13 protein-coding genes are annotated in these 12,115 nt (G+C 69.3%); 10 read left to right on the top strand and 3 right to left on the bottom strand.

All coding sequences use genetic code 11. The features are described from left to right. The 6 genes from F7R91_RS35265 to F7R91_RS35240 form a co-directional block, all read left to right on the top strand. Positions 1 to 867, top strand: an 867-nt coding sequence (locus F7R91_RS35265) for a DALR domain-containing protein (RefSeq protein ID WP_225320975.1), incomplete at its 5' end; no start/stop codon positions are given. Next, a complete protein-coding gene (locus F7R91_RS35260) occupies positions 795 to 1,217 on the top strand; it encodes a pyridoxal-phosphate dependent enzyme (protein ID WP_225320977.1) in 423 nt (140 codons plus the stop codon). The genes F7R91_RS35265 and F7R91_RS35260, both read left to right, overlap by 73 nt. 469 nt (positions 1,218 to 1,686) lie before the next feature. Next, positions 1,687 to 2,544, top strand: coding sequence for a DMT family transporter (locus F7R91_RS35255; RefSeq protein WP_150956666.1), 858 nt, complete (start codon positions 1,687 to 1,689; stop codon positions 2,542 to 2,544). A gap of 90 nt (positions 2,545 to 2,634) precedes the next feature. After that, positions 2,635 to 4,191: an MFS transporter gene (locus F7R91_RS35250; protein ID WP_150956663.1), complete on the top strand. Its 1,557-nt coding sequence runs from the start codon at positions 2,635 to 2,637 to the stop codon at positions 4,189 to 4,191. A 32-nt stretch (positions 4,192 to 4,223) separates the two neighbouring features. Next, the gene (locus F7R91_RS35245) at positions 4,224 to 4,517 is read left to right on the top strand and encodes an ArsR/SmtB family transcription factor (RefSeq protein WP_150956660.1); all 294 of its coding nucleotides are present in this window, start codon (positions 4,224 to 4,226) and stop codon (positions 4,515 to 4,517) included. Further along, positions 4,514 to 4,900 (top strand): VOC family protein, encoded by a 387-nt coding sequence (locus F7R91_RS35240; protein WP_150956657.1) that lies wholly within the window; start codon positions 4,514 to 4,516, stop codon positions 4,898 to 4,900. The genes F7R91_RS35245 and F7R91_RS35240 overlap by 4 nt, the downstream gene beginning before the upstream one ends. Positions 4,901 to 4,961: 61 nt before the next feature. Here the strand turns inward: F7R91_RS35240 and F7R91_RS35235 are convergent, their stop codons facing one another. Together F7R91_RS35235 and F7R91_RS35230 are read right to left on the bottom strand one after the other, a co-directional pair. Further along, on the bottom strand, positions 4,962 to 5,420 hold the full coding sequence (locus tag F7R91_RS35235) for a hypothetical protein (RefSeq protein ID WP_150956654.1): 459 nt from the start codon (positions 5,418 to 5,420) through the stop codon (positions 4,962 to 4,964). A 184-nt stretch (positions 5,421 to 5,604) separates the two neighbouring features. After that, positions 5,605 to 6,276, bottom strand: coding sequence for a DUF2278 family protein (locus tag F7R91_RS35230; RefSeq protein ID WP_150956651.1), 672 nt, complete (start codon positions 6,274 to 6,276; stop codon positions 5,605 to 5,607). A gap of 153 nt (positions 6,277 to 6,429) precedes the next feature. On the opposite strand from F7R91_RS35230, the gene htpG reads away from it, so the two are divergent. The 4 genes from htpG to F7R91_RS35210 all read left to right on the top strand — a co-directional run bounded on the left by htpG (position 6,430) and on the right by F7R91_RS35210 (position 11,600). Continuing rightward, positions 6,430 to 8,340, top strand: a complete 1,911-nt coding sequence (htpG, locus tag F7R91_RS35225; protein ID WP_150956648.1) for a molecular chaperone HtpG — start codon at positions 6,430 to 6,432, stop codon at positions 8,338 to 8,340. 205 nt (positions 8,341 to 8,545) lie between these two features. Continuing rightward, the gene (locus tag F7R91_RS35220) at positions 8,546 to 9,844 is read left to right on the top strand and encodes a DUF6745 domain-containing protein (protein WP_150956645.1); all 1,299 of its coding nucleotides are present in this window, start codon (positions 8,546 to 8,548) and stop codon (positions 9,842 to 9,844) included. A 14-nt stretch (positions 9,845 to 9,858) separates the two neighbouring features. Continuing rightward, complete coding sequence (locus tag F7R91_RS35215) at positions 9,859 to 10,284, top strand: hypothetical protein (protein WP_150956643.1); 426 nt, start codon at positions 9,859 to 9,861, stop codon at positions 10,282 to 10,284. Between the two features lie 50 nt (positions 10,285 to 10,334). Further along, the gene (locus F7R91_RS35210; protein WP_150956640.1) at positions 10,335 to 11,600 is read left to right on the top strand and encodes a hypothetical protein; all 1,266 of its coding nucleotides are present in this window, start codon (positions 10,335 to 10,337) and stop codon (positions 11,598 to 11,600) included. 312 nt (positions 11,601 to 11,912) lie between these two features. On the opposite strand, the gene F7R91_RS42325 is transcribed toward F7R91_RS35210, so the two are convergent. Beyond that, entirely contained in the window at positions 11,913 to 12,071 is a 159-nt protein-coding gene (locus F7R91_RS42325) for a hypothetical protein (protein WP_191971782.1), read from the bottom strand. Between the last annotated feature and the right edge of the window lie 44 nt (positions 12,072 to 12,115).

Here is a 12,115-nt window from a genome sequence, read left to right as displayed (position 1 = left end):
ACGCCGTGGGGCCGCGGCCGTCCGGGCTGGCACCTGGAGTGCTCGGCGATGGCGCACCGGTACCTGGGTTCCGCCTTCGACATCCACGGCGGCGGACTGGACCTGGTCTTCCCGCACCATGAGAACGAGATCGCCCAGGCCAAGGCCTTCGGCGACGACTTCGCGCGGTACTGGGTGCACAACGCCTGGGTCACCATGAGCGGCGAGAAGATGTCCAAGTCGCTCGGCAACTCGGTCCTGGTGAGCGAGATGGTCAAGCAGTGGCGTCCGATCGTCCTGCGCTACCACCTCGGCACCCCGCACTACCGCTCGACCATCGAGTACAGCGAGGAGGCCCTGCGCGAGGCCGAGTCGGCGTTCGCGCGCATCGAGGGCTTCATGCAGCGCGTGGTGGAGAAGGCGGGCGTCGTCGAGCCGTCCGCCGAGGTGCCGCTCGCCTTCGCCGAGGCGATGGACGACGACCTGGGCGTGCCGGGGGCCCTCGCCGTCGTGCACACCACCGTCCGGCAGGGCAACAGCGCGCTGGCCGCCGACGACAAGGAGGCCGCCGTCGCCCGTCTCGCCGAGGTGCGGGCCATGCTCGGCGTCCTCGGGCTGGACCCGCTCGACCCGCAGTGGGCCGACGAGGAGAGCCGCGGCGAGGATCTGCACGGCGTCGTCGACAGCCTCGTAGGACTCGTCCTCGAGCAGCGCGAGGCCGCCCGCGCCCGCAAGGACTGGGCCACCGCGGACGCCATCCGCGACCAGCTCAACCAGTCGGGACTCGTCATCGAGGACAGCCCGCAGGGACCGCGCTGGACAAGGCACGCGTCACGGAGGGACAGGCCGACGTTTTCATCGCCGGCGTCGGAACCGGCGGCACGCTGACGGGCGTCGGGCAGGTGCTCAGGGAGAAGAACCCCAACCCGACCGTGGTCGCGGTGGAGCCTGAAACTTCTCCAGTCCCCTCTGGGGGAGAACCCGGCCCGCACGCCATCCAGGCATCGGAGCGGGTTTTCGTGCCCGAGGTCCTCGATACCAGGATCAATGACCGCATCTTCCCTGTGTCGAGTGAGGCGGCCCGTGGGACCGCTCGGCGCCTGGCCCGTGCCGAGGGCATCCGGGCGTGCCGCTCTCCATCATGCTCCGTGGCGAACGGCAGGCGTCGGGTCTGCATCCGGACATTCATCGACGCAGACCGGTTACGAATCCCTCACATTCTGGTGGCCAAGGGGTGAGCTGGCGATGATGGGCGCATGACGCCGGCCGCGCGTGCTCTCAGGCAACTGGCGACTTGGCGCGACCTCGCCGAGGGGGAACCGAGCTGCGGCGTGGGCCAGCGGCAAGCAGGGCACGACGGGGCAGAGCACGCATCAGGGTGCCTCCAAACACTGGGGAATCACTGGCGTTTCGGAGGTCCGTGAAACCGGACTACCGGGGGACGACAACGACCCTAGGAGCCCGCTCCAGAGAGACAGCCCAGCAAACGGAGAGCAAGCGACCAGCAGATTGCCAATCTTTCGCCACGTCACCTGTTCCGTCCGGGCCAAGCCGGCATGCCGCTCGCCGCATCGCTTCGTAGGCTGAAAGCTGCTCGGGGGCCGAGCGGGAGATCGGTGCTGTCCTGAACCATCCGATCCGAGTCACCCCACCGTGTGGTGCTTCCGGCGGCCGGGCCGGTGAGGCGTCACGGCCGGGTGGTGCGCCGTGATCGAGCTCGCCGCGGTGTTCGCCGTCGCGGGTGCCGCGAGCAACGCCGTGGGGACCGCCTTCCAGCGCAAGGCGGCCTCCGCCAGCAGCAAGGGCGGTCTGCGACTCCTCGCGGAACTCGTCCGGCGGCCGGCCTGGGTGATCGGCATCGTCGGTGTGGCGGGCGCCGCGCTCTTCCAGAGTCTGGCCCTGGTGAACGGACCCCTCGCCCTGGTCCAGCCGCTGTTCATCCTGGAACTGCCCTTCGCCCTGCTCGTCTCCGTACCGCTGATGCGACGTCGGCTGCCGCACTGGGGCTGGTGGGGGGTGACCGCGGTGGTGGCCGGGCTGGCGCTTGCCCTCACCGCGGCCGCCCCGCACGGAGTCACCCACCAGGCCACGGTGTCCCGGTGGATTCCGGCGCTCGGTCTCTGCCTCGGCGCGATGGCCGCGGCCGTCCTGGTGGCCGGCCGGGGGCGCCCGGCAGCCCTGCGTGCCGTCCTGCTCGGTGCCGGGGCCGCGATCGGCAACGCCCTGACCGCCGCCCTGCTGAAGTCCGCGACGGGTACGTTCGCCGAGAGCGGCCCGACGGCTTTCCTCACGTCATGGCAGACGTACGGCTTCGCGCTGACCGGTGTCGCCGCCGTACTGCTGCTGGAGAACGCGCTGCAGGCCGGCCCCCTGGTCGCGTCGCAGCCCGCGCTGACCATCGGCGACGCCGTGGTGAGCCTGGCGCTGGGAATCTTCCTGTTCGGTGAGGAGATCCGCACGGACTGGTGGCTGCTGCCCGAGCTGCTGGGGGCCCTGCTGATCGTGGCGGGCGTGCTGGTGCTGAGCCGGGCGGTGCAGGGAATGGTCGAGCTGGGGAAGCGCTGAAGCCGCAGGTCAGGAACGTATCGGATGCACCCATGGCGCCGTCGACGCAGACTGGCCGAGTGACCGGCACGCACACCAGGCGCGGTGAGAATGCGGCCACGGCCGCCGACCGGGCGCCCGTCCCAGTCGATCGCCCTCGCGGCCATGATGTTCGCGGTGGCGATGACCTTCATCGACCAGACCATCGTCTCGATCGCGGCACCCGACATCGTCTCCGAACTGGGCCTGTCGAGCTCGGGAATGCAGTGGGTGGTCAACGCCTACCTGCTGGCCCTGGCGGCCTTCTTCGCCCTCGGCGGACGCCTGGCGGACCTGTGGGGCCCACGGCGTGTCGTGGTCGTCGGCACCCTGGTGTTCGTCCTCTCCTCCGTCCTGTGCGGCTGCGTGCCCCAGGACGACTACGCGCTGACCTGGCTGATCGTCTTCCGCGCCACCCAGGGACTGGGCGCCGCTCTGCTCTTCCCCGCCGCGCTGGCGGTGGTCGTCGCGGTGTTCCCCGTCGAGCGCCGTGGCCGTGCGCTCGCCCTGTTCTTCGGCATCACCGGAGCCCTCACCGCGCTGGGGCCACTGCTCGGCGGCTGGCTCACCGACTGGACGTGGCGGGCGATCTTCTGGGTCAACGTCCCCGTCGCCGTCGTCGCACTGATCCTGACCGCGTTCGCCCGCATCGTCGACCGCCGACGCGACGAGCGGCTGGACGTCGTGGGGGCGCTGCTGATCGTGGCCGGGATGGGCCTGAGCGTGCTGGGCTTCCAGCAGGCGTCGGCATGGGGCTGGGACAGCGCCGCGACCTGGGCCACCATCGTCGGAGGACTCGCGGTGCTGGTGGTGTTCTGCCGCTACGAGCTGCGCACCCGCCATCCGCTGATCCGGCTGGCGGTCTTCCGTGACCGGGCCTTCAGCGTGGACGCGCTGGTGCTGTTCTTCTCCATGCCGGCGTTCGTCCCGGTGTCCTTCTTCGCCTCGGTCTACGCCCAAGTGTCCTTGAGCGCCTCACCCAACCAGGCCGCCCTGTACCTGCTGTACTTCTTCGCGGGGTTCGCGCTCGCCTCCCAGTGGGGCGGCCGCATCCTCGACAAGCGGGGCGCACGCCCGGCCCTGAAGACCGGCTGTGTCGTCGGCGCCGTCGGCTTATCCCTGTGGGCGGGCAAACTGACCGACCTGTCCATGCACGACCAGTGGCCCTACGCCGCCCTCGCGGGCGCGGGCATCGGCTTCATCCTCGCCCCCGCCTCGACGGACGCCGTCAACCGCGCCATCGACCCCTCCTACGGCGAGGTCACCGGCATCACCCAGACCGTTCGCAACTACGCGGCGAGCGTCGGCCTCGCCGTCTTCGGCACCCTGCTGACCCACACCATGACCGACAACGTCGCGTCCACCCTCACCTCCCGCGGTCTGCCCCAGGACGCCGCCGACGCGGTGTCCCGCGATGTCGCCGAGGCGGTCACCGGCCACGCCGAGCCCCACCGGCCGACCGGCGACGGCCCACTGGCGACGACCATGCGGGACGCGATGTCGGCGATCCGGATGGACTTCGCCGAGGCCAACCAGAGGGTCTTCTACGGCATGGCCATCGCCCTGGGCATCGGCTTCCTGTGCGCCCTGCGCCACCCGGGCACCACCGGAGCCGGTCACCCCACTTGATAGGCAAGTCGTTGCTTGCCTATTGTGTGGTGGTGCCGGACGATGTCTTCAAGGCCCTGGCCGACCCCACCCGCAGAAAGATTCTCGACGAGCTGACGGAGCGGAACGGCCAGACCCTGTTCGAAATCTGCGCGCGGCTCACGACCACACACGGTCTGGGATCGTCCCGCCAGGCGATCAGCCAGCACCTCGCCGTGCTGGAAGCCGCTGGCCTGATCCGGACCCGGCGTCAGGGCCGCTACAAGTTCCACGACCTCACCACCGAACCGCTTGAGCGCATCGTCAACCGGTGGCTCAAGCCCGATGCGCCGGAGAACACCCCATGAAGATCCACCTCACCAGCGTCTTCGTCGACGACCAGGACAACGCCCTGCGGTTCTACACGGACGTGCTGGGCTTCGTGAAGAAGCACGACGTCCCGATGGGCACGGACCGATGGCTGACCGTGGTCTCGCCGGAGGAGCCCGACGGGACCGAACTGCTGCTGGAGCCCTCCGGCCATCCCGCCGTGCAGCCGTACAAGACGGCGCTGGTCCAGGACGGCATTCCGGCGGCCTCGTTCGCCGTGGACGACGTACAGGCGGAGTTCGACCGGCTGCGCGGGCTCGGCGTGTACTTCACCCAGGAGCCGCTGGAGATGGGCCCGGTCACCGCTGCGGTTCTGGACGACACCTGCGGCAACCTGATCCAGATCGTGCACAGCGACTGACCTTCGTCCCGAGGGCCTCGGCACACCTGCACCACCGGCGTGCGTGTGGGGGCGTTGTGGTCTACTCGTTGACCGCGACGCGGGCGAGGACCCATCCGATGACAGCGAGGATCCCGGCGAGCGGTCCCATGGCCGGCGCGAACGTGGTGTTGACGATGGCGGCGGCGCTCATGCCGGCCACCTGCCAGGCGGCGCCGAGCACGGCCAGAGCGGCCAGCCAGTGCCAGCGGTTGTACCGCGCCACCACGAACGGCAGCAGGACGAAGGCGGCCGTCTGGACGAGGTAACCGAACTGGAAGTAGGTGTCGCCCAGGTACTCCCACCCCTGCAGGCCGGAGTCTCCGCGGTCCGCCAGGTGCTCGGTTCGGTACTCGAGGAACGTCTGACCGCCCCAGACGTGGTCCGGGAACCAGTCCAGGACGTAGAGCCCGAGGAGGGTGAGCGCCGAAGCGGCCACGGTCAGCACGTACGCGGCGGTCAGCTTTTTGTCGGTCGCCGCGGGGCTGCTGGAAATGGTCACGGGTCGGCCCCCTTCAACCCCTCAACGGGGCATCGGTCGTTGCTGCCGATCAGTGTGACGGGGTGTGGGGCGGGCCGCTTCCGTAGAACTACGCAACTCAGCACGTAAGATCGCCGCCGACGCCAGGACGATCAGGGCGGCGGCGACGACGGCGGTGCGCTGCCGCGCCTGCGCCGCCATGTGTTCACGCCACGGGGTGGCCCGCGCTGTCCGTGTGACTCGCCTGGCTGGAGAACTTGTTCAGGAACACGTCGTAGCGGCCGTCCGGGCGCAGAGTGAGTGTCGCGCCGTCCTGCCAGATCCCGTTCTCCGCCCACCACTGCGAGCCCGTCGGGTCGCCTTGGTTCTGGTGGATGTTGTGCATCCCGAGGTCCCCCTCGGGGTCGTTGTCGAACGGCTCACCGAAGACGAGGATGCGCCTGCCCGTCACCAGGATCGGCTCCAACGCGGCGGCGGCGTCGATGTTGGAGCCCGCATGCCACGGCCGCGAGCCGAACAGGTCGAGGAGATCCAGCAGCCAGGACGGCGGCCGGCGCTGGAACATTACGCCGGACCGGTCGACGAGTGCCGGATGACGCAGGTAGTCCAGGGCTCCGGAGTCCGGTGTGGACGCCAGGTCGTGGTAGCCCGGGGCAAGGGCCGGGACCGGCCCGAGAGCGCCGGTGTCCAGGGTGAACGACTTCCATTGGACACCCACGTTGGACTTGTGGCTGTCGACGTCGACGGCACAGTGATAACGCCCATCGGGCGCATCCACCTCCACGTTGACGTGGAACCAACGGCCTTGGTTGTCCGGCTTGTCGCGGTAGTGCCGGTACAGGGTTCCCGAGAGCACGCCGTAGCGATCGAAAGGCATGCCGTCAGTGAACCACCGGGATCATGCCGCGGCTCGTAGCCGCGCGGAGTACGAATCCAGCCACCGCTCCCATATTCCGGCCACGGCCCTGACGTGGTGTTTAGAGTGGCTTCCACCAGTTCTGGCCATAGGACCTGTGAGGTATTCGCGAACATGCCGACCGAAACGTTTGAGTTTCAGGTGGAGGCCCGTCAGCTGCTGCAGCTGATGATCCACTCGGTCTACTCGAACAAGGACGTCTTCCTGAGGGAGCTCGTCTCCAACGGCTCCGACGCGCTGGACAAGTTGCGCCTCGAGAAGCTGTGGGACGACTCGCTCGACGCCGACGTGTCCGATCTGCACATCGAGATCGACATCGACAGCGACGCCCGCACCCTCACCGTGCGGGACAACGGCATCGGGATGTCGTACGAGGAGGTCGGGCGGCTCATCGGCACCATCGCCAACTCGGGTACCGCCTCATTCCTGGAGGAGTTGCGGGAGGCCAAGGACGAGGCCGGGGCGGAGGGACTCATCGGCCAGTTCGGCGTCGGGTTCTACTCCGGCTTCATGGTGGCCGACGAAGTCACCCTGGTGACGCGGCGCGCCGGCGAGCGCCAGGGCACCCGCTGGACCTCGCGCGGCGAGGGCACGTACCAGCTCGAGACGGTCGACGACGCGCCGCAGGGCACCTCGGTCACGCTCCACCTCAAGCCGGCCGACCCGGAGAACCAGCTCCACGACTACACCTCCCCGTGGAAGATCAAGGAGATCATCAAGCGGTACTCGGACTTCATCACCTGGCCCATCCGGATGGTGCCCGAGGCCTCTGCCACGGACGACAAGAGCGACGAGGCGCCCGAGCCCGAGACGCTCAACTCCATGAAGGCCTTGTGGGCGCGGCCGCGTGACGAGGTGTCGGACGACGAGTACCACGAGCTGTACAAGCACATCGGCCACGACTGGCGCGATCCGCTGGAGACGATCCGGCTCCAGGCGGAGGGCACCTTCGAGTACCAGGCCCTGCTGTTCCTCCCCGCCCACGCTCCCCACGACCTGTTCACGCGGGACTTCAAGCGTGGCGTACAGCTGTACGTCAAGCGCGTGTTCATCATGGACGACTGCGAGGCGCTGCTGCCGCCGTACCTCCGCTTCGTCAAGGGCGTCGTCGACGCGGCGGACCTCTCGCTCAACGTCTCCCGCGAGATCCTCCAGCAGGACCGCCACATCGAGATGATGCGCCGACGGCTGACGAAGAAGGTCCTGTCCACGGTCAAGGACATGATGACCAAGGACCAGGACCGCTACGCCACGTTCTGGCGGGAGTTCGGCACCGTCCTGAAGGAGGGACTGGTCACCGACTCGGAGAACCGCGACGCCATCCTCGCCGTCGCGTCGTTCGCGAGCACGCACCACGACACGGAGCCGAGCACGCTCAAGCAGTACGTGGAGCGGATGAAGGACGGCCAGGACGACATCTACTACCTGACCGGTGAGTCCCGGCAGAGCATCGAGAACTCCCCGCACATGGAGGCGTTCCGGGACCGGGGCATCGAGGTGCTGCTGCTCACCGACGCCGTCGACGAGGTGTGGGCCGACGCCGTCGGCGAGTACGAGGGCAAGAAGCTGCGGTCCGTCGCCAAGGGCCGGATCGACCTCGACAATGAGGACGAGGAGACCCTCGAAGGCGAGAAGGAGAAGCAGACCGAGGAGTACGCCGGGCTGCTCGGCTGGATGAAGGAGCAACTCGACGAGGACATCAAGGAGGTGCGCCTGTCCTCCCGTCTCACCGTCTCCCCGGCCTGCATCGTCTCCGACGCGCAGGATCTGACCCCGGCCCTGGAGAACATGTACCGCGCGATGGGCCAGGAGGTGCCGCGCGCCAAGCGCATCCTGGAACTCAACCCGGACCACCAGCTGGTCAAGGGCCTCAACCAGGCGTACAAGGAGCGCGAGGACCGCACGGATCTCGCCGCGACCGCCGAGCTCCTGCACGGCCTCGCGGTGCTCGCGGAGGGCGGCCGGCCGAAGGAACCGTCCCGCTTCGTCAAGCTGATGGCGGACCGCCTGGAACGCGCGCTGTAGCCCAGTCCGCCAGGTCGGCGGCGTGGCCCGGAAACGGGCACGCCGCCCAGGGCGGCCCGCCTCTCCCGCCTCAACAGGCAGTGGAGCAGCCGCCGATCACGGCAGGCCGAAGTGGCAACCGATCTTCCTGCGGTGGGCGTCTGTGGTGGTGGGGTGTCCACTGGTGCGTGCTTGACCGGAGCACGGGGGCTTGAGGGGGAACGGTGTGGTTGAGGGCGGGCGTATCGGCGAACTGACGCCGGAGCAGGATGCTTTGCTGCGCGAGGTGGGCGCGAAGTGGGCGGCGGCGGGCGGGGCCACCGGACCGGGTGACCGGGACGCGGCCGAGGAAGGGGTCCGTACCGCGTACCGGGCCGCGGGATGCGCGCCCCCACGGTTCGTCGTCTGGCTCGACTCCCCCTGGGCAGGCTTGGTCGGGCAGTCCCTGCTCCCGGCGGTCATCGCCGCGGTGACCGGAGGACGGGCGGCCCGGTTGCGGGCCCGGCTGCCCCGCCGACGGCGCGACCAACTCGCCGGCCTGGGTGGCTTCTTCCCCGGCACCCGCGAGTTGTTCGAGGCACAGGTGACCGACGCCGTCCTCCACCAAGTGACCGAGCTGGCGTGCACGCCCGCACGCGGCGGGACCGACTGGCGCATCCTGGCGCGCGAGGCGGTACGCGACCAGGTGCACGCCCAGCGCGAACTTGTCGTCTGGGAACCGGACGGCGAGTTCGAGGGGTACACCCAGGCCCAGGTCATGCTCGACCCGGACGTACGGCCCCGGGTGCACGCCGAACTCGTGGCCCAGGTGGCCGCCCAGGCGGGAGTGCGCGCGACCCCGCTGAAGCCGCCCCGACTGCTGCCGCGGGGGTGGTGGCACGCCCAGCCCCTGGGCCGGTGGGGCCTGGCCGGCCACGCGATGGACGACGGCATGGAAGCCATCGGCGTGCGCGGCCTGGAGCCGTGCCAGGGTGAGCGGCAGACCCTGACGGAGGTCGGCTGGTGGTGGGCCTTCCGCGACTATGCCGTCCTGACCCGACGCCCGGACGTCTACCACCGGGACGCCGAGGGACGGCCCCACTGCGCCGACGGGCCTGCCGCGCTGTGGCCCGACGGCTGGGCGGTCCATGCCTGGCATGGCGTACGGGTCCCGGCCGCCCTGATCGAGGGCGCCTGGACGACCGACCGGATCCTGCGGGAGCGCAACGCGGAGGTCCGCCGGTGCGCGATCGAGCGGATGGGCTGGCCCGAGTTCATCGTCGCGGCGGGCCTGCGGCAGGTCGGCGCCGACGAGCCCGACCCGGGCAACCCCGGCCAGCACCTGTCCCTCTACGACGTGCCCACCCGCCTCTACAACGTCCCCGTGCGGGTCCTGCTGTGTACCAACGCCTCCGTCGAACGCGACGGCACCCGGCGCCGGTACGGGCTGACGGTGCCCGCCGACACCCCCGACCCCGTCACCGCCGCAGCCGGACTCCTCGGCCTGACCCGGAATCAGTACCTCACCATCCACCGCGCCACCTGACCAAGGAGCAACCCATGGACCAGCGTCAGCCCACCCTCCAGCACGTCACCGCACTCGCGGGCGTCGACGTCCTCCAGCACCTCGACCTGCAGGCGGCGATCCCGGTCACGTCCGGACTGCAGCGCCAGGGCGACATCGGGCTCATCCCCGTCGGCCTCATCGACTACGCCGCGCCCGCGGGCGGCGACCAGGTCCCCGCCACCGGTGTCCCGCTGGTCTCCGCCGGGCAGGGCGGCCACACCCACCTCCTCGTGGCCGACGGCCACGTCACCTGGGCGCCGATCGACGACGGCGCGGACGTGGGCTGCTTCACCGTCCACGAGGGGGCAGTCGCCTACGTCCTGCACCCCGAACACGGCGCCATGGGCCATGCCCCGGGCACCTACCTCGTGCGCCGCCAGACCGAACAGGCCGACGACAAGCGTCTTGTCATCGACTGACGACGCACCGTAGGCGCCTGCCGAGCAGGGCGGCTATAAAGGAACATTGCATGTGTCACCATCGGGGGGCGGGGATGGCGCAGCTCAAGTCCTTGGAACCGCAGCTGATCGGGGGAGTCTTCCGCTCGTCAGCACCCGTCGGGATCCGCTTGGCGATGCGCCTGTTACGCAGGTTGCCGCGTTCGCGCCGGGAGGCTCCGCGTCTGCTGATTCGTCTGCTGTACTGGCCGCTGACGGCCAAGACCAAGATTCTCCTGATCAGCCTCGTCTCGTCCGTCACCCTGCTGGTTCTTGCCGCGGCGGGCGGGGCGCTGGGGCCGTCGGCCGGGGCGGACAGGCGGTGGGCACTGGACTACGTGTTCTCCGACGACACCGAACTGAGCGGCGTAAGCCTTTCCCTGCTGCAGGACCTGGCCGGCCTGATCGTGCTGGCGGTCGTCTTCGTCACGCCCATCTTCCTCTGCCAGCAGGTGCAGGCAATCGCCGACTTCGTGCCGATGAACGAGTGCAATGGAGGCGTGGCGCGGCTGTTGCCCGAACAGATCCGCCGTCACGACACACTCGTCCGCAGGACCAATGGGTGGTTCCGATGGCTGGGCGGCAGGGGTGTCTCCGCGGCCATCGCGGTTGCCATGGCGATCGGCACAAGCTTGCTGTACCGCTTCGTCGACGACCATGGCCTGATGGAGACGTGGAACCCGACGCCGCTCCCTGACTCGGTCTGGCGCGACGAGGTGTACGCCGGCTGGTGGGCCAACTGGCACAGCCACCCCGAGATGGCCGTAGCCCTGTGCGCAGCGGGTACGTACGCCTTCTACTTCCTGGTCAAGCAGTTGGCCATGGGCGTCGTGTTCACCGGATACCTCTATCGGTCCTCGGTGATCGGTTTCGGGGTGACCCCGAACCTGAAGTTCGACAGCGACGGTTTCCAGGGACTGCGGCCCCTGCGCCGGTTCATGCTGTGGACGTACGGCTCCGCCCTGGCGCACATGATCGGCCTGCTGGTCCTGTTCATGGTGTGGCTGCCGGCGGCACCTTGGATGGTGTTCATCGTGCTGGGCGTGATGCTGGTGGACATGCTCGTGATCGTCTATCCCTCCTCGATCGGCTACCACTTCGCGTTGAAGGTCAAGAAGGACCACGTCGTATCGCTGTACGCGAGCCTTCCAAGTGATGAGCGCGAGGCGGCAATAGCACAGGTCTGGGCCAATCCGGTGCTTCCGGTCACGACCCGCAAGGCGGTGACCGGAATCGGTCTGTATCTGCTGGCGCCCGCGGTGCCCGCCCTGTTCCCGGTCCTGTTCCAGCATCTTTGATGTCAGTGCCCTGCGGCATAGTGCCGCCCATGATCAACGAAGTTGACGGCATCGACTGGTCGTGGATGACCCGGGGGACGTGTACCCGTGCACGACGGCGAGCCTGCCGTTCCTGTTCGCCACGGCCGACGATCCCGCCGCGCCCGACCGTGCCGCGATCGTCGAACTGCTGGTCAGCATCGGGCGCCATGCCGTCGAACGCTGCGAGATCGCCTACGTCGACGGACCGGACGGTGACGGACCGGTCTATGACGGACCGGACCATGCGGGAAGCGCGGTGGTGGTGCGTGAGCGCGCCGATGCTTTCGTCTCCTACGCGTCGGATGCCGATCCGCTGGTGCGCCGGGCGGCCATCGAGGGGCTGGGTCTGTTCGTCGACGATGCGGACCGGGCCGCCGCGCTGCTGCGCGACCGGTTGCCGGCCGAGGACGGGATCGTGGAACGGCTGCTGGTCGTGGAGACGATGGCCACGCTGGCACTCCGCCTGCCGAGCGCCCGGGACGGCGCGGCGGCCT

It is taken from the genome of Streptomyces luteolifulvus, from assembly GCF_008806595.1.
Lineage (GTDB): Bacteria > Actinomycetota > Actinomycetes > Streptomycetales > Streptomycetaceae > Streptomyces > Streptomyces luteolifulvus.
The sequence above is the reverse complement of the archived record's forward strand: the minus strand, read 5'-3'. Positions and strand labels throughout refer to the sequence as shown.